20 protein-coding genes and 3 tRNA genes are annotated in these 21,450 nt (G+C 58.4%); 20 read left to right on the top strand and 3 right to left on the bottom strand.

Annotated elements, in window-relative coordinates; genetic code table 11:
- Positions 1-2 precede the first annotated feature (2 nt).
- Positions 3-479, top strand: coding sequence for a transcription elongation factor GreA (gene greA, locus HU811_RS02475; RefSeq protein WP_030139783.1), 477 nt, complete (start codon positions 3-5; stop codon positions 477-479).
- 28 nt (positions 480-507) lie between these two features.
- On the top strand, positions 508-912 hold the full coding sequence (locus HU811_RS02480) for an MFS transporter (protein WP_186653746.1): 405 nt from the start codon (positions 508-510) through the stop codon (positions 910-912).
- A 10-nt stretch (positions 913-922) separates the two neighbouring features.
- Here the strand turns inward: HU811_RS02480 and HU811_RS02485 are convergent, their stop codons facing one another.
- A complete protein-coding gene (locus HU811_RS02485; RefSeq protein ID WP_003177852.1) occupies positions 923-1,231 on the bottom strand; it encodes a YhbY family RNA-binding protein in 309 nt (102 codons plus the stop codon).
- A 107-nt stretch (positions 1,232-1,338) separates the two neighbouring features.
- On the opposite strand from HU811_RS02485, the gene rlmE reads away from it, so the two are divergent.
- The 16 genes from rlmE (at position 1,339) to HU811_RS02565 (ending at position 16,866) form a co-directional block, all read left to right on the top strand.
- Positions 1,339-1,989, top strand: coding sequence for a 23S rRNA (uridine(2552)-2'-O)-methyltransferase RlmE (rlmE, locus tag HU811_RS02490; protein WP_047229060.1), 651 nt, complete (start codon positions 1,339-1,341; stop codon positions 1,987-1,989).
- 192 nt (positions 1,990-2,181) lie between these two features.
- Positions 2,182-4,095: an ATP-dependent zinc metalloprotease FtsH gene (gene ftsH, locus HU811_RS02495; protein WP_047229059.1), complete on the top strand. Its 1,914-nt coding sequence runs from the start codon at positions 2,182-2,184 to the stop codon at positions 4,093-4,095.
- 8 nt (positions 4,096-4,103) lie between these two features.
- Positions 4,104-4,955 (top strand): dihydropteroate synthase, encoded by an 852-nt coding sequence (gene folP, locus HU811_RS02500; protein ID WP_092459606.1) that lies wholly within the window; start codon positions 4,104-4,106, stop codon positions 4,953-4,955.
- Between the two features lie 16 nt (positions 4,956-4,971).
- Positions 4,972-6,309, top strand: a complete 1,338-nt coding sequence (glmM, locus tag HU811_RS02505) for a phosphoglucosamine mutase (protein ID WP_092394281.1) — start codon at positions 4,972-4,974, stop codon at positions 6,307-6,309.
- A 66-nt stretch (positions 6,310-6,375) separates the two neighbouring features.
- Positions 6,376-7,131: a triose-phosphate isomerase gene (tpiA, locus tag HU811_RS02510; protein ID WP_092394278.1), complete on the top strand. Its 756-nt coding sequence runs from the start codon at positions 6,376-6,378 to the stop codon at positions 7,129-7,131.
- 4 nt (positions 7,132-7,135) lie between these two features.
- Positions 7,136-7,519 (top strand): preprotein translocase subunit SecG, encoded by a 384-nt coding sequence (gene secG, locus HU811_RS02515; protein ID WP_047229055.1) that lies wholly within the window; start codon positions 7,136-7,138, stop codon positions 7,517-7,519.
- 21 nt (positions 7,520-7,540) lie between these two features.
- Positions 7,541-7,626 (top strand) — tRNA-Leu (locus tag HU811_RS02520).
- A gap of 97 nt (positions 7,627-7,723) precedes the next feature.
- A tRNA-Met gene (locus HU811_RS02525) sits at positions 7,724-7,800 on the top strand.
- A 140-nt stretch (positions 7,801-7,940) separates the two neighbouring features.
- Positions 7,941-8,399 (top strand): ribosome maturation factor RimP, encoded by a 459-nt coding sequence (gene rimP / locus HU811_RS02530; protein WP_025211790.1) that lies wholly within the window; start codon positions 7,941-7,943, stop codon positions 8,397-8,399.
- Between the two features lie 59 nt (positions 8,400-8,458).
- Positions 8,459-9,940: a transcription termination factor NusA gene (nusA, locus tag HU811_RS02535; protein WP_047229054.1), complete on the top strand. Its 1,482-nt coding sequence runs from the start codon at positions 8,459-8,461 to the stop codon at positions 9,938-9,940.
- A gap of 27 nt (positions 9,941-9,967) precedes the next feature.
- A complete protein-coding gene (gene infB, locus HU811_RS02540) occupies positions 9,968-12,490 on the top strand; it encodes a translation initiation factor IF-2 (RefSeq protein WP_092394272.1) in 2,523 nt (840 codons plus the stop codon).
- A 159-nt stretch (positions 12,491-12,649) separates the two neighbouring features.
- Complete coding sequence (gene rbfA / locus HU811_RS02545; protein ID WP_003177871.1) at positions 12,650-13,051, top strand: 30S ribosome-binding factor RbfA; 402 nt, start codon at positions 12,650-12,652, stop codon at positions 13,049-13,051.
- A gap of 3 nt (positions 13,052-13,054) precedes the next feature.
- Positions 13,055-13,972 (top strand): tRNA pseudouridine(55) synthase TruB, encoded by a 918-nt coding sequence (gene truB, locus HU811_RS02550; protein ID WP_076383530.1) that lies wholly within the window; start codon positions 13,055-13,057, stop codon positions 13,970-13,972.
- 142 nt (positions 13,973-14,114) lie between these two features.
- A complete protein-coding gene (gene rpsO / locus HU811_RS02555; protein WP_024684882.1) occupies positions 14,115-14,384 on the top strand; it encodes a 30S ribosomal protein S15 in 270 nt (89 codons plus the stop codon).
- 175 nt (positions 14,385-14,559) lie between these two features.
- Positions 14,560-16,665, top strand: coding sequence for a polyribonucleotide nucleotidyltransferase (pnp, locus tag HU811_RS02560; RefSeq protein WP_047229052.1), 2,106 nt, complete (start codon positions 14,560-14,562; stop codon positions 16,663-16,665).
- A 125-nt stretch (positions 16,666-16,790) separates the two neighbouring features.
- Positions 16,791-16,866: transfer RNA gene (locus tag HU811_RS02565), tRNA-Thr, on the top strand.
- A 10-nt stretch (positions 16,867-16,876) separates the two neighbouring features.
- Here HU811_RS02565 and HU811_RS02570 read toward each other — a convergent pair.
- Entirely contained in the window at positions 16,877-17,422 is a 546-nt protein-coding gene (locus HU811_RS02570; RefSeq protein ID WP_186653763.1) for a hypothetical protein, read from the bottom strand.
- A 299-nt stretch (positions 17,423-17,721) separates the two neighbouring features.
- Between HU811_RS02570 and HU811_RS02575 the strand changes: the two genes are divergently transcribed.
- Positions 17,722-18,027, top strand: a complete 306-nt coding sequence (locus tag HU811_RS02575) for a DUF6388 family protein (RefSeq protein WP_092394266.1) — start codon at positions 17,722-17,724, stop codon at positions 18,025-18,027.
- A gap of 74 nt (positions 18,028-18,101) precedes the next feature.
- On the opposite strand, the gene nadC is transcribed toward HU811_RS02575, so the two are convergent.
- On the bottom strand, positions 18,102-18,950 hold the full coding sequence (gene nadC, locus HU811_RS02580) for a carboxylating nicotinate-nucleotide diphosphorylase (RefSeq protein WP_092394263.1): 849 nt from the start codon (positions 18,948-18,950) through the stop codon (positions 18,102-18,104).
- A gap of 288 nt (positions 18,951-19,238) precedes the next feature.
- Here nadC and HU811_RS02585 point away from each other — a divergent pair, with 288 nt between their 5' ends.
- Positions 19,239-21,446, top strand: a complete 2,208-nt coding sequence (locus tag HU811_RS02585; protein ID WP_186653749.1) for a DUF1631 domain-containing protein — start codon at positions 19,239-19,241, stop codon at positions 21,444-21,446.
- Positions 21,447-21,450 lie beyond the last annotated feature (4 nt).

Raw genomic sequence — 21,450 nt, forward strand, 5'->3', positions numbered from 1 at the left:
GCATAACCAAGTACCCGATGACTGTTCAGGGCGCGAAGGCCCTGGAGGAAGAACACGCTTTCCTGACCAAGGTCGAGCGCCCGCGCCTGAGCCAGGCGATTGGCGAAGCGCGTGAGCTGGGCGATCTCAAGGAAAACGCCGAATACCACGCTGCCCGCGAGGAGCAGGGTATGGTTGAGGCGCGAGTCCGTGATATCGAAGGCCGCATGCAGAATGCCGTGATCATCGATGTCACGACGATCCCGCACACTGGCAAGGTCATTTTCGGCACCACGGTGGAAATCGCCAACGTTGAGACGGATGAAAGCGTCACTTACCAGATCGTTGGTGAGGATGAGGCGGACATCAAGCTCGGCAAGATTTCCGTCGGCTCTCCCATTGCCCGCGCCTTGATTGCCAAGGAAGAGGGTGATGTGGTGGCTGTGAAGACACCAGGTGGTGTCATCGAGTATGAGATTGTCGAAGTCCGTCACATCTGAGCGAAGGCGTCCGCTGCGAGCTGGCGCCATGATCTGGCAGCTCACCCAGATGTTGTGGGTGGGCGGCGTCTGGTTGTTGCACGTCGGTTTGCTGCCGGTGCTGGGTCGAATCGGCCTGGCACCGCTGCTCATCGATGAAATCGCAGCTATGCTGACGTCGCTTCTGGTGGGTTTTGCCTCGGCATGCGTAGTGTTTCAGGCTTTGGTGCTGGTTCAGGCCGAGGGCCTTGACAGTCTATGGCGCGACATTCGTGGGCAGTTGCTGCTCATGTCGTTGTATGCGTGCGGGATGTTTCTTGCTGTACGTCTCGGCTGGCCGGATGCGAGCCTGTGGCAGGTATTCAGTTACCTGGTGCTGGGTTTTTCCGGGTTGGTGCTGGTGTTGCAACCGGTACCCGGATGGAGCAGCAGGGTGCGCGAAGCACACCCCTGACCCTTTGGCATTACTTGAAGCGGTGAACGTTCGACAGTTGCTTGTTGACGCTGAAATTCTTGCGATAAATCAGTGCCATCTTGCCGATGACCTGCACCAGGTCTGCCTTGCCGGTCTTGCACAGTTCGGCAACGGCAGCCAGGCGGGCTTCGCGATCGAGAATATTGAGCTTGATCTTGATAAGCTCATGATCGCCCAAGGCGCGTTCCAGCTCAGCTAGAACACCTTCAGTCAAACCGTTGTCAGCCACAGTCAAAACCGGTTTCAGATGGTGGCCAATGGATTTGTATTGTTTCTTCTGCTCTTGAGTGAGCGGCATAATCTGACCCCTGCGTCTGATCTTGTAAAAAGCGGCGGCCAGTTTACCCGAGCGAGTCCGGGACCGCCCAGTTAATCACGACCCGTTTTATTTTTTAGAGGTGGCCCGTGGCCCGTTCCAAGACTAGCCAGAACTGGCTCAGAGAGCATTTCAACGATCCGTACGTCAAAATGGCGCAAAAAGACGGCTATCGTTCTCGTGCCAGCTATAAATTGCTCGAAATCCAGGAAAAGGATCGTCTGATCCGCCCTGGCATGACCGTGATCGACCTCGGCGCCGCGCCGGGGGGGTGGTCTCAGGTGACCAGTCGTCTGATCGGCGGTCAGGGGCGGTTGATTGCTTCCGACATCCTGGAAATGGACAGTATCCCCGACGTGACCTTCATTCAGGGCGATTTCACCGAAGACGCCGTGCTGGCGCAGATTCTCGAGGCTGTCGGAAATACGCAGGTTGACCTTGTGATTTCCGATATGGCCCCCAATATGAGTGGATTAGCAGCTGTCGACATGCCTCGAGCCATGTTCCTCAGCGAGTTGGCCCTGGATCTTGCCGGGCGGGTGTTGCGCCCAGGTGGTGATTTTTTGATCAAAGTCTTCCAAGGTGAAGGTTTTGATGAATACCACAAGGGGATGCGCAAGCTGTTCGACAAAGTGCAGATGCGCAAGCCATTGTCGTCGCGCGATCGCTCTCGTGAGCAGTATCTACTGGCGCGGGGCTTCCGGGGAATTGAAGGCGCAGCCAGTGATGAGCGTCTTTGATAAAGGCTGATAGTTTTTTTTGTCTCGCCTTGCAAGAGCCGTGTTACGAAAATTACGCGGTCAGAGTTTCACAAAGGGTTACAGACGGCGCCTGCCAGAGTCGTAGGTAATGTAGTAAGTTAGGCCGGTGAATATCATGCGAAGCGCGCGCCAGTAGCGGAGCTTGCTTCAGAGGGTAGTTAATTGAACGATATGGCAAAGAATCTGATCCTGTGGTTGATCATCGCCGCTGTCCTTGTGACCGTGATGAACAACTTCTCCAGCCCTAACGAGCCGCAGACCCTCAACTATTCCGACTTCATCCAGCAAGTCAAGGATGGCAAGGTCGAGCGCGTTGCCGTCGATGGTTATGTGATTACCGGCAAGCGCACCGATGGCGACAGCTTCAAGACCATTCGTCCGGCGATTCAGGACAACGGCCTGATCGGCGATCTGGTGGACAACCACGTCGTGGTCGAAGGCAAGCAGCCTGAGCAGCAGAGCATCTGGACCCAGCTGCTGGTGGCCAGCTTCCCGATCCTGGTGATCATCGCGGTGTTCATGTTCTTCATGCGCCAGATGCAGGGCGGTGCCGGTGGCAAGGGCGGGCCGATGAGTTTCGGCAAAAGCAAGGCCCGACTGCTCTCTGAAGACCAGGTGAAGACCACCCTGGCCGACGTCGCCGGGTGCGATGAGGCCAAGGAAGAGGTCGGCGAGCTGGTTGAATTCCTGCGTGATCCGGGCAAGTTCCAGCGCCTGGGCGGCCGTATCCCGCGCGGCGTGCTGATGGTGGGTCCTCCGGGTACCGGTAAAACCTTGCTGGCCAAAGCGATTGCCGGCGAAGCCAAAGTACCGTTCTTCACGATTTCCGGTTCCGACTTCGTTGAAATGTTCGTCGGTGTGGGCGCCAGTCGTGTGCGTGACATGTTCGAACAGGCCAAGAAACACGCGCCTTGCATCATCTTCATCGACGAAATCGACGCTGTCGGTCGCCATCGTGGCGCCGGCATGGGTGGTGGTCACGACGAGCGCGAGCAGACCCTCAACCAGTTGCTGGTCGAGATGGACGGTTTTGAAATGAATGACGGCATCATCGTGATTGCCGCCACCAACCGTCCGGACGTGCTCGACCCTGCGCTGTTGCGTCCAGGCCGTTTCGACCGCCAGGTCGTGGTGGGGCTGCCGGACATTCGTGGTCGCGAACAGATCCTCAAGGTTCATATGCGCAAGGTGCCGATGGGTGACGACGTCGCTCCGGCAGTGATCGCTCGTGGCACGCCGGGTTTTTCCGGTGCCGACCTTGCGAACCTGGTCAACGAGGCGTCGCTGTTCGCTGCTCGTACCGGCAAGCGTGTCGTTGAAATGAAAGAGTTCGAGCTGGCCAAAGACAAGATCATGATGGGCGCGGAGCGCAAGTCCATGGTCATGTCCGAGAAGGAAAAGCAGAACACGGCGTACCACGAAGCGGGTCACGCGATCGTTGGTCGTGTGGTGCCTGAGCATGATCCGGTCTACAAGGTCTCGATCATTCCGCGCGGTCGTGCCTTGGGTGTGACCATGTTCCTGCCGGAAGAGGATCGTTACAGCCTGTCCAAGCGGGCGTTGATCAGCCAGATCTGTTCGCTCTACGGTGGCCGTATTGCCGAAGAAATGACGCTGGGCTTTGACGGTGTGACCACCGGCGCGTCCAACGACATCATGCGTGCCAGTCAGATCGCCCGGAACATGGTCACCAAGTGGGGCCTGTCCGAAAAACTGGGCCCACTGATGTATGCCGAAGAAGAGGGTGAAGTGTTCCTCGGTCGTGGTGGCGGTGGCCAGCACGCAAGCTTCTCTGGCGAGACGGCAAAGCTGATCGACTCTGAAGTGCGCAGCATCATCGACCAGTGCTATGGCACCGCCAAGCAGATCCTCACGGATAACCGTGACAAGCTCGACGCCATGGCTGATGCCCTGATGAAGTATGAAACCATTGATGCCGAGCAGATCGACGACATCATGGCAGGGCGCGAGCCTCGCGAACCTCGTGACTGGTCGGGCGGCGGCACCGGTACGTCCGGTACGCCTCCGGCGGTACAGGGCGAGCGTCCGGAGACACCGATTGGCGGTCCGGCTGCTGACGTTTAAGGCTTGAAATGACTTCTGTTCAGTCCTCAACCCGGTTGCCTTGCGGCAACCGGGTTCTTGATTTGTCCCATGTCCATGTCATGGGCATTCTCAATGTCACTCCCGATTCCTTTTCCGATGGCGGTCGATTCAGTCAGCTTGATGCTGCCTTGCGGCATGCCGAGGCCATGGTCGCCGCCGGCGCGACGCTGATCGATGTCGGCGGCGAGTCGACTCGCCCAGGTGCGCGCGCGGTTTCGCCCACCGAAGAGCTGGAGCGTGTGGCGCCGATTGTCGAGCGCATCCATCGCGAGCTTGATGTCATAATCTCGGTGGATACGTCCACGCCTGCGGTCATGCGTGAGACTGCGCGACTTGGAGCGGGTTTGATCAACGACGTTCGTTCCTTGCGGCGCGATGGTGCCCTGGATGCCGCAGCGGCTACGGGGTTGCCGGTGTGCCTGATGCATATGCTGGGCGAGCCCGGAACCATGCAGGACGACCCGCACTATCATGATGTGACCAGGGAAGTCGGTGAGTTTCTCGTGGAGCGTCTGGATCAATGTGCCGCCGCAGGCATTCCTGCGCAGCGGATCATTCTTGATCCCGGGTTCGGCTTTGCCAAGACGCTGGCTCACAACCTGAGCCTGTTCAAACATATGGAAGCCTTGCATGCCCTGGGGCGGCCCCTGTTGGTCGGGGTTTCGCGAAAGAGCATGATAGGCAATGCCCTGGGTCGTCCCGTGGGGGAGCGCCTGTACGGCGGTCTTGCGCTGGCGGCCCTGGCTATTACAAAAGGCGCACGCATATTGCGGGTGCATGATGTGGCCGAAACGATGGATGTTGTGCGGATGATCGCAGCAGTGGATTCAGCCGAATAAGAATGACGGAGCACTTATGAGCAAGAAATACTTTGGCACCGACGGTATTCGTGGTCGGGTCGGTGAATACCCTATTACCCCTGATTTCATGCTCAAGCTCGGCTGGGCTGCCGGCATGGCGTTCCGCAAGATGGGCGCCTGCAAGGTACTGGTTGGCAAAGACACGCGAATTTCCGGCTACATGTTCGAATCGGCGCTTGAGGCCGGCCTGACTTCGGCGGGCGCCGATGTGATGCTGCTCGGCCCGATGCCGACGCCGGCCATCGCCTACCTGACGCGCACGTTCCAGGCCCAGGCAGGTATCGTGATCAGTGCTTCGCACAACCCGCATGATGACAATGGCATCAAGTTCTTCTCCGGCCAGGGTACCAAGCTGCCGGATGATATCGAGCTGATGATCGAAGAGCTGCTGGACGCGCCGATGACTGTGGTTGAGTCGAGCAAGATCGGTAAAGTGTCGCGGATCAACGATGCTTCAGGTCGTTACATTGAATTCTGCAAAGGCAGCGTGCCCACCGGTACGAGCTTTTCGGGCCTGAAAATTGTCGTCGATTGTGCTCATGGCGCAACTTATAAAGTCGCACCAAGCGTATTCCGCGAGTTGGGGGCAGAGGTTGTCGTACTCTCCGCCCAACCTAACGGGCTGAACATCAACGACAATTGCGGTTCCACTCATACCGAGGCGCTGCAAGCGGCTGTGCTGGCCGAGCAGGCTGATCTCGGGATTGCCTTTGATGGTGACGGTGATCGGGTCTTGATGGTTGATCACACCGGCACTGTCGTCGATGGTGATGAGCTGCTGTTCATCATTGCTCGCGACTTGCACGGGCGCGGCAAGCTGCAGGGCGGTGTGGTGGGGACGTTGATGAGCAATCTCGGGCTCGAGCTGGCCCTGGCGGACCTGGATATTCCCTTCGTGCGGGCCAACGTCGGTGATCGCTATGTGATCTCGGAGCTGCTGGAGCGCAATTGGGTGATCGGGGGCGAGAACTCCGGGCATATCGTTTGTTTTGACCACACCACCACTGGTGATGCGATTATTGCTGCCTTGCAAGTGCTGATGGCGCTCAAGGCGCGCAATGAAGGACTGGCGCAGTCGCGTCAGGCATTGCGCAAATGTCCGCAGGTGCTGATTAATGTACGTTTCGGCGGAGGTGCGAACCCTCTGGAGCATGCGACGGTCAAGCAAGCCAGCGAGCGCGTAACGCAAGCTATGGCCGGGCGTGGGCGCGTGCTATTGCGCAAGTCGGGTACCGAGCCGTTGGTGCGGGTCATGGTCGAAGGCGAGGATGAAGCACAGGTCCGCGGTTATGCTGAAGAGCTGGCGAAGCTTGTTAGTGAAGTTTCTGCCTGAATTCGGCTTGCCAGTCATCAATCGGTTGGGTAACATCTGCGCCCACTTTGACCGACGAGGTACAGCATGCGTCGCCCTATGGTAGCTGGTAACTGGAAGATGCACGGTACCCGCGCCAGCGTCGCTGAGCTGATCAACGGCCTTCGTCATCTGGCCTTGCCAAGCGGTGTTGATGTCGCGGTATTCCCGCCTTGCTTGTATATCAATCAAGTGGTTGATGGCTTGAAAGGCAAGTCGATTTCGGTCGGCGCGCAGAATTCTGCGGTGGAATCCATGCAAGGCGCGTTGACCGGTGAGATTGCGCCAAGTCAGTTGGTGGATGCAGGTTGTTCCCTGGTCCTGGTCGGGCACTCCGAGCGCCGCATGATCATGGGTGAGAAGGACGGGGCTCTGACTCGCAAGTTTGCGGCGGCCGAGGCTTGTGGTTTGATTCCGGTGTTGTGCATAGGGGAGACCCTTGAGCAGCGTGAGTCCGGGAAAACCCTTGAGGTTGTCGGGCGTCAGCTGGGCAGCATCATCGAAAGTCTGGGTATCGGTGCTTTTGCAAAGGCGGTCATTGCTTACGAGCCGGTCTGGGCCATTGGCACCGGACTGACTGCTTCGCCGCAACAGGCGCAGGATGTGCACGCCGCCATCCGCGCGCAGTTGGCGGCAGAGAATTCTGAAGTGGCACGAGGTGTGCGGCTTCTATACGGCGGCAGCGTGAAGGCGGCCAATGCGGTCGAACTGTTCGGCATGCCGGATATCGATGGGGGGCTCATTGGTGGAGCGTCCCTGAATGCAGATGAGTTCGGTGCGATCTGTCGCGCCGCGGGAAACTGAAAAAATGCTGGAAACAGTCGTAGTCGTTTTTCATCTGCTGGGTGCATTGGGTGTAGTTGCCCTGGTATTGCTGCAGCAGGGTAAAGGTGCGGATGCTGGTGCGTCTTTCGGTGCAGGTGCTTCAAATACTGTGTTCGGAAGCCAAGGTTCCTCTACCTTTCTTAGTAAGTTTACTGCTATACTCGCCGCCGGTTTCTTCATAACCAGCTTGGGGTTAGGTTACTTTGCTAAAGAGAAGGCTCAAGAGCTGACTCAAGTAGGTTTGCCAAACCCAGCGGTGTTGGAAGTACCAAAGCAACAACCGGCTTCTGATGATGTACCGGTGCTTCAAGAGCAACAGTCGGCCAATCCGGCGACTGACGTACCTCCAGCTCAAGAGCAGAAGTAAGAAGGTTTCAAACGCTGTATTGCCGAGGTGGTGGAATTGGTAGACACGCAACCTTGAGGTGGTTGTGCCCATAGGGTGTAGGGGTTCGAGTCCCCTTCTCGGTACCAATTATCAGGAGAGCCCGCGATTGCGGGCTTTCTTGTAGGTGGAAGGGTTACATTGACCCTGTAAGGGATCGGTCGTATACTTCCGCCCCAGCTTTGTCGCGGGATGGAGCAGTCTGGTAGCTCGTCGGGCTCATAACCCGAAGGTCGTCGGTTCAAATCCGGCTCCCGCAACCAGTTTCAGGGGCCCCTTCCAAGGGGCTTTTTGTTAGCTGGACACTTTATAACGCCGCTGTTCAACGGCGTTTCAGGGATGGGCTATTCGCCCATTTTTTTTTATTTGCACAGCATGCACAAACATGCACGAGGGGGTTCAGGTGTCGAGCAAGCTAGAACAGTTGCAGGCCTTGTTGGCCCCGGTGGTCGTGGCCCTTGGCTATGAATGCTGGGGTATTGAGTTTTCGGCTCAAGGTCGCCACTCACTGTTGCGCGTTTATATCGATAAGGAAGGCGGCGTATTGGTGGATGACTGCGCCATCGTCAGCCGTCAAATCAGCGGTGTATTGGATGTCGAAGATCCAATCACTTCCGAATACACCCTTGAAGTTTCCTCGCCTGGCATGGAACGCCCTCTGTTCACCCTTGAACAGTTCGCTTCGTTTGCCGGTGAACAAGTGAAGATCAAGCTGCGCTCGCCCTTCGAAGGTCGACGCAACTTTCAAGGCCTTCTGCGCGGTGTAGAAGAGCAGGATGTCGTGGTGCAGGTAGAAGACCATGAGTTCCTGTTGCCGATCGATATGATCGACAAGGCCAACATTATTCCCAGTTTTGACTGATACGTGCCAGATACTGCGGATCCCGCGGATCCAATGGCTTGCGAAAGGCGAGGCGTACGATGAGCAAAGAAGTACTGCTGGTTGTTGAGTCGGTATCCAATGAAAAGGGCGTACCGGCTAACGTTATTTTTGAAGCGCTGGAGCTGGCCCTGGCCACTGCTACCAAGAAGCGGTTTGAAGACGAAGTTGATTTGCGTGTGGAAATCAATCGCCACACCGGTGCCTATGAGACTTTCCGTCGCTGGACGGTAGTCGAAGAAGCCGACCTGGACGATCCGGCTATCGAAACCTGGCCAAGCAAGGTTGCAGAAACGCATCCTGGCGCCAAGGTAGGTGATGTAGTCGAAGAAAAGATCGAATCCATCGAGTTCGGTCGTATTGCTGCGCAGACCGCCAAGCAGGTCATCGTGCAGAAAGTTCGCGAAGCCGAGCGTGCGCAAGTCGTCGATGCTTATCGCGAGCGCCTGGGGGAAATCATCTCCGGCACCGTGAAAAAAGTCACCCGCGACAACGTGATCGTCGATCTGGGCAACAACGCCGAAGCGTTGCTGGCCCGTGAAGACATCATATCTCGCGAAACTTTCCGGGTTGGCGTGCGACTGCGTGCGCTGCTCAAGGAAATCCGCACCGAGAACCGGGGCCCGCAGCTGATCCTGTCGCGTACCGCGCCGGAAATGCTGATCGAGTTGTTCCGCATCGAAGTGCCGGAAATTGCTGAAGGCCTGATCGAAGTAATGGCCGCCTCCCGTGATCCGGGTTCGCGTGCCAAGATCGCGGTCCGCTCCAAGGACAAGCGCATCGACCCGCAAGGTGCCTGCATTGGCATGCGTGGTTCGCGTGTCCAGGCCGTATCCGGCGAGTTGGGCGGCGAGCGTGTGGATATCGTCCTGTGGGACGACAACCCGGCTCAGTTCGTGATCAACGCCATGTCGCCTGCTGAAGTGGCGGCAATTATCGTCGACGAAGATGCCCATGCAATGGACATCGCCGTTGGCGCAGACAATCTCGCTCAGGCCATCGGTCGCGGTGGTCAGAACGTGCGTCTGGCTAGCCAATTGACTGGCTGGACACTGAACGTGATGACCGAATCGGACATCCAGGCTAAGCAGCAAGCTGAAACCGGCGATATCCTGCGCAACTTCATCGAAGAGCTTGAAGTCGATGAAGAACTGGCGCAGGTGCTGGTGGATGAAGGCTTTACCAGCCTGGAAGAGATTGCCTACGTACCGGTGGAGGAAATGCTCAACATCGACGGCTTTGACGAGGACATCGTCAACGAGCTTCGCGCTCGGGCCAAGGATCGTTTGTTGACCAAAGCCATCGCTACTGAGGAAAAGCTGGCAGACGCCCATCCGGCCGAAGACCTGCTCTCGCTTGAGGGCATGGACAAGGATTTGGCGATGGAACTGGCGGTGCGCGGCGTAATTACCCGCGAAGACCTGGCCGAGCAGTCTATTGACGATCTGCTCGACATCGACGGCATTGACGATGATCGTGCCGGCAAGTTGATCATGGCCGCCCGAGCCCACTGGTTCGAGTAATTAGGCGCGGCCTGAGGAGAGAAGTGCATGACGCAAGTCACGGTGAAACAACTGGCCGATGAGGTCAAAACACCGGTAGAGCGCCTGTTGCAGCAGATGCGTGAGGCAGGTCTGCCGCACACCGCCGCCGAGGAACATGTGACCGACAGTGAGAAGCAGTCCCTGCTGACTCACTTGAAGAGCAGTCACAAGGCGAAAGTGGAAGAACCGCGCAAGATCACTCTGCAGCGTAAAACCACCAGCACCCTGCGTGTTGCCGGTAGCAAAAGCATCAGCGTTGAAGTACGCAAGAAGAAAGTCTTCGTACAGCGCAGCCCGGAAGAAATCGAAGCCGAGCGCAAACGCGAACTGGAAGAACGTCGCGCAGTAGAAAATGCTGCACGTCAGAAGGCTGAAGAAGAAGCCAAGCGTCGCGCCGAAGAAGAAGCGCGTCGCCAGCCTGCTGCTGCGCAATCCGCTCCGGCCGAAGCCGTTGCGGCTCCAGCCCCGGCAGCCGAACCCGTGCGTGAAAGCGCGCCGGTCCTGGCAGCAGCTCCAGCACCTGCGGCCGATACTCGCAAGCGCGACGAACAGCGTCGTCCGGACAAGCCACGTGCCGACGACAACCGTCGGGGCAGTGGCGATGGCGAGCGCAAAAACGCTCCTCATCGTGCTTCGGTCAAGGAAAAGGCGCCAGCGCCACGCGTTGCGCCACGTACCACCGACGAAGAAAGCGATGGCTTCCGTCGTGGCGGTCGCGGCAAGGCCAAGCTGAAGAAGCGCAACGCCCACGGTTTCCAGAGCCCTACCGGCCCCGTCGTGCGTGAAGTGAAGATCGGCGAGACCATCACTGTGGGCGATCTGGCCCAGCAGATGTCGGTCAAGGCTGCTGAAATCATCAAGTTCATGTTCAAGCTGGGTACGCCGGCCACCATCAACCAGGTACTGGATCAGGAAACTGCCCAACTGGTTGCCGAAGAGCTGGGCCACAAAGTGACCCTGGTCAGCGACACTGCCCTGGAAGATTCCCTGGCCGAGTCCCTGAAGTTTGAAGGTGAGGCGGTTTCCCGTGCGCCGGTCGTGACCGTAATGGGCCACGTTGACCACGGTAAAACCTCCCTGCTCGACTATATCCGTCGTGCGAAGGTTGCGGCAGGCGAGGCGGGTGGTATCACCCAGCACATCGGCGCCTACCACGTTGAAACCGACCGCGGCATGGTGACGTTCCTCGACACCCCGGGTCACGCTGCGTTTACCGCAATGCGTGCTCGTGGTGCCAAAGCGACCGACATCGTGATCCTGGTGGTCGCAGCGGACGACGGCGTGATGCCACAAACCATCGAAGCTGTTCAGCATGCCAAGGCAGCTGGCGTCCCTCTGGTGGTTGCGGTGAACAAGATCGATAAGCCGGGCGCCGATCTCGATCGCATCCGTAGCGAACTGTCGGTTCACGGCGTGACTTCCGAAGAGTGGGGTGGCGATACTCCATTCGTACCGGTTTCCGCGAAAATGGGTACCGGCGTTGACGAACTGCTCGAAGCCGTTCTGTTGCAAGCCGAGGTTCTGGAACTGACCGCTACACCTTCGGCTCCTGGCCGCGGTGTGGTCGTCGAATCCCGTCTCGACAAGGGCCGTGGCCCGGTTGCGACCGTTCTGGTTCAAGACGGTACCCTGCGCCAGGGCGACATGGTGCTGGTCGGTTCGAACTATGGCCGCGTGCGCGCCATGCTCGACGAGAACGGCAAGCCCATCAAGGAAGCAGGTCCTGCTATCCCGGTCGAGATTCTCGGCCTGGACGGCACTCCGGACGCTGGCGACGAGATGAGCGTTGTGGCTGACGAGAAGAAAGCCCGTGAAGTGGCTCTGTTCCGTCAAGGCAAGTTCCGCGAAGTCAAACTGGCCCGTGCTCACGCTGGCAAGCTGGAAAACATCTTCGAGAACATGGGCCAGGAAGAGAAGAAGACGCTCAACATCGTCCTCAAATCCGACGTCCGTGGATCGCTGGAAGCGTTGAACGGCGCCTTGAATGGCCTGGGTAACGACGAAGTGCAAGTGCGCGTGGTCGGTGGCGGTGTCGGTGGTATCACCGAGTCCGACGCCAACCTGGCACTGGCCTCCAACGCTGTACTGTTTGGCTTCAACGTGCGTGCCGATGCCGGCGCTCGCAAGATCGTCGAGCAGGAAGGTCTGGATATGCGTTACTACAACGTGATCTACGACATCATCGAAGACGTCAAGAAAGCCCTGACCGGTATGCTGGGCAGCGATGTTCGCGAGAACATCCTGGGTACCGCTGAAGTGCGTGACGTGTTCCGTTCGCCGAAGTTTGGCGCGATCGCCGGTTGCATGGTGATCGAAGGTGTCGTTCACCGTAACCGTCCAATCCGTGTACTGCGTGAAGACATCGTTATCTTCGAAGGCGAGCTGGAATCCCTGCGCCGCTTCAAGGATGACGCTTCGGAAGTCCGTGCCGGCATGGAATGCGGTATTGGCGTCAAGAGCTACAACGACGTCAAGGTCGGCGACAAGATCGAAGTCTTCGAGAAGGTCCAGGTTGCTCGCAGCCTCTGACTCGCGTACTTCAAGAGCCGTACTGGGCAGCCGCATGAACATGCGCTGCCACTCAGGCGGACTCTAAACGCAACGCCCGGTCTGGCTTTTGTCAGGCCGGGCGTTTGCCGCTTTCAGACCTCACGGGTTTGACCGTGGGGCAGTAACAGGTAACAAGACATGGCAAAAGAATATAGCCGTACCCAACGAATCGGCGATCAGATGCAGCGCGAGCTGGCCCAACTGATCCGTCGCGAAGTCAAAGACCCGCGCGTCGGCCTGGTCACCATTACCGCAGTGGAAGTCAGCCGTGACGTCGGTCATGCAAAGATTTTCATCACCGTGATGGGGCAGGACAGCGCCGAAGAAATCGCCCAAAGCATCAAGGTGCTCAACTCGGCTGCCGGTTTCCTGCGTATGCAGTTGGCCCGGGAGATGAAGTTGCGCAGCGTTCCACAGTTGCACTTCCACTACGACGAAAGCGTCGTGCGGGGCGCGCATCTGTCGGCCCTGATCGAGCGCGCCGTGGCTGAAGACAGTCAGCACCCGGTTGCGGCTGAACCCGAAGACACCAAGGAGTAAATGGTGGCTCAGGTCAAACGTATCCGCCGTAACGTCAGCGGCATCATCCTGCTCGACAAACCGCTGGGGTTCACCTCCAACGCGGCGTTGCAGAAGGTTCGCTGGCTGCTCAATGCCGAGAAAGCCGGGCACACCGGCAGCCTCGATCCGCTGGCCACCGGCGTGCTGCCGCTGTGTTTTGGTGAGGCGACCAAGTTCTCCCAGTACCTGCTCGATTCCGACAAGGGTTATGAAACCCTGGCGCAACTGGGCAAGACCACCACCACGGCGGACGCCGAAGGTGAGGTGTTGCTGGAGCGGCCGGTGACCGTTGGTCAGGCTGATATCGAGGCTGTGTTGCCGGGTTTTCGCGGCCAAATCAGCCAGATACCGCCGATGTACTCTGCTCTCAAGCGTGATGGCCAGCCGTTATACAAGCTGGCCCGTGCAGGCGAAGTAGTGGAGCGTGAACCGCGTTCTGTTACTATTGCGCGCTTGGAATTGCTGGCCTTTGACGGTAATACTGCGCGGCTGGCAGTCGATTGCAGCAAGGGCACCTATATCCGGACCCTGGTGGAGGATATCGGTGAAAAGCTCGGCTGTGGTGCGTACGTGGCCGAACTGCGACGGACCCAGGCCGGACCTTTCACGCTGGCCCAGACGGTCACGCTGGAAGAGCTCGAAGCGGTACATGCCGAAGGCGGCAACGAAGCGGTCGACCGCTTCCTGATGCCATCGGACAGCGGCCTGCTGGACTGGCCACTGTTGCAGTTCTCCGAGCACAGCGCGTTCTACTGGCTCAACGGCCAACCGGTACGTGCCCCGGATGCACCGAAGTTCGGCATGGTACGGGTACAGGATCACAATGGCCGCTTCATCGGTATCGGTGAAGTGAGCGAAGACGGGCGCATTGCGCCGCGTCGACTGATTCGGTCGGAATGACCGGAACCAGCCTGTGTAACAGCAGGTTGGCGAGTGTGGCTGTTAACAGGCACGGTCACTACTCATTTATAGATACAGGGATTTGTCCCTGGCCTGTTGGTACGGTTTCCTTGGGAACGGTACCTTACAAGAGGAAAGCCACATGGCACTCAGCGTTGAAGAAAAAGCTCAGATCGTGACCGACTACCAGCAAGCTGTTGGTGATACTGGTTCGCCAGAAGTGCAAGTTGCACTGCTGACCGCCAACATCAACAAACTGCAGGGTCACTTCAAGGCCAACGGTAAAGATCACCACTCCCGTCGTGGTCTGATCCGCATGGTAAACCAGCGTCGTAAGCTGCTGGATTACCTCAAGGGTAAGGACGTAAGTCGTTACAGCACCTTGATCGGTCGCCTGGGTCTGCGTCGCTAATCAGCGATTGCGCTATGAGGTTGGTTGTCTGCCTGTTGCCTGCGTTTTGCGCCGGCAGCCGGCAGGCTCCCAGCCTCAAGTTTTATCTGGACAGTCGTTGGGCCGATTCCCCGCACTGCCCAAGAATTTCGCAAGAAGACAAGTTCCCCAAGAGCCACAAAGAAGGTAGGACACCGTGAACCCGGTAATCAAAAAATTCCAGTTCGGTCAGTCGACCGTTACCCTCGAGACTGGCCGTATCGCCCGTCAGGCCTCCGGCGCAGTGCTGGTCACCGTTGACGACGACGTCAGCGTATTGGTGACCGTTGTCGGTGCCAAGCAAGCCGATCCAGGCAAGGGCTTCTTCCCTCTGTCTGTCCACTACCAGGAAAAGACTTACGCTGCCGGTAAGATCCCTGGCGGTTTCTTCAAGCGCGAAGGCCGTCCTTCCGAGAAGGAAACCCTGACTTCCCGACTGATCGACCGTCCGATCCGTCCGCTTTTCCCTGAAGGTTTCATGAACGAAGTGCAGGTTGTCTGCACCGTCGTTTCCACCAGCAAGAAGACCGATCCGGACATCGCAGCGATGATCGGTACTTCGGCTGCGCTGGCGATCTCCGGCATTCCTTTCGATGGTCCGATCGGCGCTGCCCGCGTTGCGTTCCACGAAAGCACCGGTTACCTGCTGAACCCGACCTACGAGCAACTGAAAGCTTCGAGCCTGGACATGGTCGTGGCCGGTACTTCCGAAGCCGTGCTGATGGTTGAATCCGAAGCCAAAGAGCTGACCGAAGACCAGATGCTGGGCGCCGTACTGTTCGCCCACGACGAGTTCCAGGTGGTGATCAACGCCGTCAAGGAACTGGCTGCCGAAGCCGCCAAGCCAACCTGGACCTGGGCTCCACAAGCCGAAGCCACCGAACTGCTGGGCGCGATCCGTGCCGAGTTCGGCGAAGCAATCTCCCAGGCTTACACCATCACCGTCAAGGCCGATCGTTATGCGCGCCTGGGCGAGCTGAAAGACCAGGTGGTTGCCAAGCTGTCCGGTGAAGAAGGCCAGCCGACTGCCGCTGAAGTCAAAGCCGCTTTCGGTGAAATCGAATACCGCACCGTTCGCGAAAACATCGTCAACGGCAAGCCACGTATCGACGGTCGCGACACTCGCACCGTGCGTCCTTTGAACATTGAAGTCGGCGTTCTGCCAAAGACCCACGGTTCGGCGCTGTTCACCCGTGGCGAAACCCAGGCCCTGGTCGTTGCAACACTGGGCACCGCCCGTGACGCGCAACTGCTGGACACCCTGGAAGGCGAGAAAAAAGACCCGTTCATGCTGCACTACAACTTCCCTCCGTTCTCGGTGGGCGAGTGTGGTCGCATGGGTGGCGCCGGTCGTCGCGAAATCGGTCACGGCCGTCTGGCCCGTCGTTCGGTCCAGGCCATGCTGCCAGCCGCTGACGTGTTCCCGTACACCATTCGTGTGGTATCGGAAATCACCGAGTCCAACGGTTCGAGCTCCATGGCTTCGGTCTGCGGCGCTTCCCTGGCCCTGATGGACGCCGGTGTGCCGATGAAGGCCCCGGTTGCCGGTATCGCCATGGGTCTGGTGAAAGAAGGCGAGAAGTTCGCCGTCCTGACCGACATCCTGGGTGACGAAGACCACCTGGGCGACATGGACTTCAAAGTGGCCGGTACCGCCAAAGGCGTGACCGCACTGCAGATGGACATCAAGATCAAGGGCATCACCGAAGAGATCATGGAAATCGCCCTGGGCCAAGCCCTGGAAGCGCGCCTGAACATCCTCGGCCAGATGAACCAGATCATTGGTCAGTCGCGTACCGAGTTGTCGGAAAACGCCCCGACCATGATCGCGATGAAAATCGACACCGACAAAATCCGTGATGTCATCGGTAAAGGCGGCGCGACCATCCGTGCGATCTGTGAAGAGACCAAGGCTTCGATCGACATCGAAGACGACGGCTCGATCAAGATCTTCGGCGAAACCAAGGAAGCGGCAGAAGCAGCACGTCAGCGCGTCCTGGGCATCACCGCAGAAGCCGAGATCGGCAAGATCTACGTGGGCAAGGTTGAGCGCATCGTCGACTTCGGCGCGTTCGTCAACATCCTGCCGGGCAAGGACGGTCTGGTTCACATCTCCATGCTGAGCGATGCTCGCGTCGAGAAAGTGACCGATATCCTCAAAGAAGGTCAGGAAGTGGAAGTGCTGGTACTGGACGTGGACAACCGCGGCCGTATCAAGCTGTCCATCAAGGACGTAGCGGCAGCCAAGGCGTCGGGCGTTTAATCACTCCCTCGCTTAGTCGCTGAACAAGCAAACGCCCCGACTGGTTCGGGGCGTTTTGCTGTGCGGCGAAAATCCCTGTGTCGCGGGTTGCCTGGCCGCAAGGGACGATGCTAGGTTTAGCCACCGCCCGTGTAGCTCAGTCGGTAGAGCAGCGCACTCGTAACGCGAAGGTCGCAGGTTCGATTCCTGTCTCGGGCACCATCTCCCCTCGCTATTTCACTTTTCTGCTCAGTTCATCGACAGTGCGTTTGAGCTGATCCATCTCGCGATCCTGATCGCTGAGTTCCCGTTTCAGGGACGAAATTTCGCTGTTGTTCGAGCTCGAGTTGGAGCCGCTGTTGCGCTTGAGTTCTTCCACTTGCTTGGCAAGGTCTTTCAGATCGCTTTCCTGGTCCTTGAGCGTGCGCTTGAGATCCTCAATCTCCTTACCGCTGGAGTTGGAACTGGTCCCACTGTTGCGCTTGAGCTCCTCAATCTGGCGAGCTTGCTCGTGGAGGGTGCGCTTTTGATTTTCCAGTTCGGCGGCGTTGTCCTTCACCGTTTTTGGCAGGTTTTCCAAGGCCCCTACGCTGATGTTGGTCTTGACGAGTATGTCCTTATCAAATGAGTTACGAAGAGCAGGAATTGTGTCGGACGCCAACGGCAAGTCGGAGGTGGCTTCGACAGCGGCTTGAGCAAGGCTGGCCATTGTCAGGCTGCCGAGCAGCAAGGTGGCGGTCGCAAGCCGGGTAGAGGGAAGCTTGGAAAAACTGCGCATCACTGGGTTCCTTGTGAAATGCTGATGTGGCACATGGCTATGACTGGATGTTATGACATATGTTCCCAGCTTCCTGCGCACCTTGCGCAACTGTTTTTTGTGGGATAGATGTAAAGAGCCGTGTAAATCATCGGCAAAACATCCTATATTCGTGGTTGCACGAGCATCGCCAAGCAGTTTTCAGATGATCCCCGAATGGTTCTGAAGGCCAGGAAAACCGGGCTTGTAACGGTTTCTGCGGCAGAGAGATCCTTGATGATCCAGATCCATCTTCCATTCCCAAGATCAGCGAGAACGCCATGACCGTTAAAGAATTGACCCAGGAAGCCAGGCACGAAGAGGCGCTGAAGAAATACGTGCTGGATGCGCCCCAGTTGCTCGAAGAGATCAAGGACTTGTCCGCCGACGATCAGAAAGACCAGATCCAATGGGCGTTTGAGGATGAGGCCGAAGCCCAGGGGTTACAGCCTTGGGAGTTGACGCTCAAGTACACCAGCACACCTGAAGAGTTCGAGGAACAGCGCCTTGCCTTGCACAAGGAAGCGGCCGAGGTGCTGGGTGTGGAATGGGATGAATACTGCGAGATGAATAATCTTGTAGTTTGAGAGCAGCTACAAGCTACAAGCTGCAAGACAAGCGTCACACCGCTTGAAGCTTGCAGCTTGAGCCTTGAAGCTGCTCAGAGACTGAGCCGCATCGACAGGTCCACCGCTTTCACATCCTTGGTCATTGCCCCGATCGAGATGTAGTCCACCCCGGTCTCGGCAATCGGGCGCAACGTGCTTTCGTTGATCCCGCCGCTGGCCTCCAGCTTCGCTTTGCCGCCGTTCAGGCGCACGGCTTCGCGCATGTCATCCAGGCTCAGTTCGTCGAGCATGATGATGTCGGCATTGGCCGCCAGCGCTTCTTTCAATTCGGCCAGGCTTTCCACTTCGATTTCCACCGGTTTGCCCGGGGCGATCTTGTGGGCGGCGGCAATGGCCTGGGCGATGCCGCCGCAGGCGGCGATGTGGTTTTCCTTGATCAGGAAGGCATCGTAGAGGCCGATGCGGTGATTATGGCAGCCGCCGCAGGTGACGGCGTACTTCTGGGCCAGGCGCAACCCAGGGAGGGTTTTGCGAGTATCCAGCAGCTTGACCTGGGTGTCGGCAACAAAGTCGGCCAGGTAGCGGGCCCGGGTGGCCACGCCAGAAAGCATCTGCAGAAAGTTCAGCGCGCTGCGTTCGCCGGTGAGCAGCGAGCGGGCCGGGCCTTCGAGGTGGAACAGCGCCTGGTCGGGGCTTGCCCGGTCGCCATCGCGCACTTGCCAATGCACGGCGACGCGCGGGTCCAGTTGCCGGAACACGGCATCGACCCAGGCCGTGCCGCTGATGACCGCGGTGTCCCGGGTAATGATGGTGGCTTTGGCCAGGCGTTCGGCGGGGATCAGTTGCGCGGTGATGTCGCCGCTGCCGATGTCTTCGAGCAACGCGCGGCGCACGTTAGCCTCGATTTCGGCGGTCAGATCGGCGAGACGTAGATTCGGCATAACGGGCTCCACAAACAAAGTGGCCCGATTATAGGGCCAGTGGCTTGTCTCACAAACAATGTTCCTTATGGGTGGCAGCGCCGGACGTCTGCGCCAGGCATTGAAACCTGCATTTGGTCGCATCCTCGCAACATTTCCCCGATTGTTTGGTCACTTATTGCGGAGTATTTCGACCTGGGTCACAGAGTCTGCTGGCATGACCGGGTTCTTTTACCAGATAATCCGCCTTTCGATTGACGTCATGGCTTTGACGTTTTGGGCGCAAGCGCACCCTTTCAGGAGACCAGGATGCACAACGACGGGAATGTAGTGCCCTTGCACAAGGCTTCTACCGATCAGGCGAACCGTTCGCCGCTCGCCCGCCTGCCTGTGATTCTGCTTCAGGTGCGCGACAAGGCCGCCCAGCAGTTGCGCCTTGGCTTGCAGGGGCTGTTCGACAATGCCGACGACACGCTGTTTGAAATGGCCGATCGGGCGCGCAATGATGTCGATCAGAACTTGTTCTTCGAAGCCATGCGGGACTTGCGCCTCAAGCGCAAAAGCATTGAGCGCGAATTTATCGAGCAGTTTTTCGAAGCGTTCGTCAGCCTCGCCCAATACGATCCAACCCAAGCCACTTTGGTGCCGGCGCAGGCCGGCGGCCCTCAGGCTCAGCGCACGCATGATGACCTGGAGCGTCATCTGGCGGTGGAGGCCATGGTCACCCGCGTGCTCAGTCGCGATAGCGTGGCTCTTGAGCAACTGACGGCGCGGCTCAGCGTCCTGTTGACCAGGCCGCTGGCAAACCAGCAGAACCCTTTGAGCCCGGCGCTGCTGTGTGAAAATTTTCTACAGGCCGGTCGCAACCTGGGGGTGGAGATCAAGGTCAAGCTGATCCTGCTCAAATTGTTCGAGCGCTATGTGCTCAGCGAGTGCGATCAACTGTATACCGAGGCCAACCAGTTGCTGGCCGCTACGGGCATCCTGCCGGATCTCAAGATTTCACCATCGCGACGGGCCTCGGATCGCACCGATGACGCCCCGCGTACCAAGACTGAAAGTGCCGGCCCCAAGGCTGCCGAAGTCGATGACAGCGTGCAGGAAGTGTTTGCTGCGTTGCAGAAACTATTGATGCAGGTACGTGGCAGTGTGGCGCCGACCCTGGAGGCCAGCGCACCGGCCCAGCCGATCTCGACCCGTGATTTGCTGCGCCTGCTTTCCCATTTGCAGCAGTACGTGCCGGCGCCAGCCATCGAGGATGAGTTCGACCTGCGCAGCCAGCTCGAGCAACTGCTGACCCGGGTGAGCGTGCGAAGCGGCAAGTCGCGGGTGGTCGACGACGCCGATGAAGACGTGATCAACCTGATCTCGATGATGTTTGAATTCATTCTCGACGACCATAACCTGCCGGACTCCTTCAAGGCGTTGATCGGTCGTCTGCAGATTCCGATGCTCAAGGTTGCGGTGCAGGACAAGAGCTTTTTCAGCCGGGGCAATCATCCGGCCCGTCGGCTGCTCAATGAAATCGCCGCTGCTGCCACGGGCTGGGGCGATTGCGACGACCATCAGCGCGACAGCCTCTATCTGCGCATTGAACAGGTGGTGCAGCGGTTGTTGAATGATTTTGTCGATGATCCGGCGATCTTCTCTGAATTGCTGGCCGATTTCCTCGCCTTCACCAGCGATGAAAGACGTCGCAGCGAACTGCTCGAACAGCGCATTCGTGACGCCGAAGAAGGTCGGGCCAAGGCCGAATTGGCGCGCCTGCGCGTTGAAGGCGTGCTGAACCAGGTCATGCTGGGCAAAGTGTTGCCGCAGGCGGTGGTGGAGTTCGTGCAGCACGCCTGGAGCCAGGTGTTATTGCTGACCTGCTTCAAGCACGGCAAATATTCAGCCGAGTGGCAGGCCGACGTTTTGACGCTGGAACAACTGATCTGGAGCGTTCAGCCTCACGAAGAACCGGATGCCGGCCTGCGTTTGCTGACGATAGTGCCGCAGTTGCTCAAAGCCTTGCGTGAAGGCCTGAGCCGTTCGGCGTTCGACCCGTTTGCCACCAGCGAATTTTTCAGCGAGCTGGAAACCCTCCACGTGCTGGCCCTCGAACGCATGGGACAGGCAACGGAACAAACCCAGTCGTTAAATTCGCCGGCCATGGTCCTGGTCTCGGAGAAAGTTGTCCTGCGCACCGCTCAAAAGGCTTCGGAGGACACTGCGGTGCACCTGCCGGCCGATGATGTGGGCCTGCTTCAGGTCGATCAGTTGCGATTGGGAAGCTGGGTTGAGTTCCAGGAGGACGATGACAACAGCTTGCGTTGCAAACTGGCGGCGATCATCGAGGCCACCGGCAAATACGTCTTCGTCAACCGCACCGGCCTTAAAGTGCTGGAGCACAGCCGCACCAGCCTGGCCCTGGAGTTTCGCCGGAGCACGGCGCGTCTGTTGGACGACACTTTGCTGTTCGACCGGGCGCTGGAATCGGTGCTGGGCAATCTGCGTCAGCTCAATCGCGGCAAGTGATCGC

It is taken from the genome of Pseudomonas tehranensis (genome assembly GCF_014268615.1).
Classification (GTDB): Bacteria; Pseudomonadota; Gammaproteobacteria; order Pseudomonadales; family Pseudomonadaceae; genus Aquipseudomonas; species Aquipseudomonas tehranensis.

Bases quoted from the DNA above. Each gene is read 5' to 3' on its own strand.
- glmM (WP_092394281.1), top strand. From the start codon at position 4,972: ATGAGCAAGAAATACTTTGGCACCGACGGTATTCGTGGTCGGGTCGGT.
- rpsO (WP_024684882.1), top strand. From the start codon at position 14,115: ATGGCACTCAGCGTTGAAGAAAAAGCTCAGATCGTGACCGACTACCAG.
- HU811_RS02480 (WP_186653746.1), top strand. From the start codon at position 508: ATGATCTGGCAGCTCACCCAGATGTTGTGGGTGGGCGGCGTCTGGTTG.
- nusA (WP_047229054.1), top strand. From the start codon at position 8,459: ATGAGCAAAGAAGTACTGCTGGTTGTTGAGTCGGTATCCAATGAAAAG.
- rbfA (WP_003177871.1), top strand. From the start codon at position 12,650: ATGGCAAAAGAATATAGCCGTACCCAACGAATCGGCGATCAGATGCAG.
- nadC (WP_092394263.1), bottom strand. From the start codon at position 18,950: ATGCCGAATCTACGTCTCGCCGATCTGACCGCCGAAATCGAGGCTAAC.
- HU811_RS02570 (WP_186653763.1), bottom strand. From the start codon at position 17,422: ATGCGCAGTTTTTCCAAGCTTCCCTCTACCCGGCTTGCGACCGCCACC.
- infB (WP_092394272.1), top strand. From the start codon at position 9,968: ATGACGCAAGTCACGGTGAAACAACTGGCCGATGAGGTCAAAACACCG.
- ftsH (WP_047229059.1), top strand. From the start codon at position 2,182: ATGGCAAAGAATCTGATCCTGTGGTTGATCATCGCCGCTGTCCTTGTG.
- folP (WP_092459606.1), top strand. From the start codon at position 4,104: ATGACTTCTGTTCAGTCCTCAACCCGGTTGCCTTGCGGCAACCGGGTT.
- HU811_RS02485 (WP_003177852.1), bottom strand. From the start codon at position 1,231: ATGCCGCTCACTCAAGAGCAGAAGAAACAATACAAATCCATTGGCCAC.
- HU811_RS02585 (WP_186653749.1), top strand. From the start codon at position 19,239: ATGCACAACGACGGGAATGTAGTGCCCTTGCACAAGGCTTCTACCGAT.
- tpiA (WP_092394278.1), top strand. From the start codon at position 6,376: ATGCGTCGCCCTATGGTAGCTGGTAACTGGAAGATGCACGGTACCCGC.
- secG (WP_047229055.1), top strand. From the start codon at position 7,136: ATGCTGGAAACAGTCGTAGTCGTTTTTCATCTGCTGGGTGCATTGGGT.
- HU811_RS02575 (WP_092394266.1), top strand. From the start codon at position 17,722: ATGACCGTTAAAGAATTGACCCAGGAAGCCAGGCACGAAGAGGCGCTG.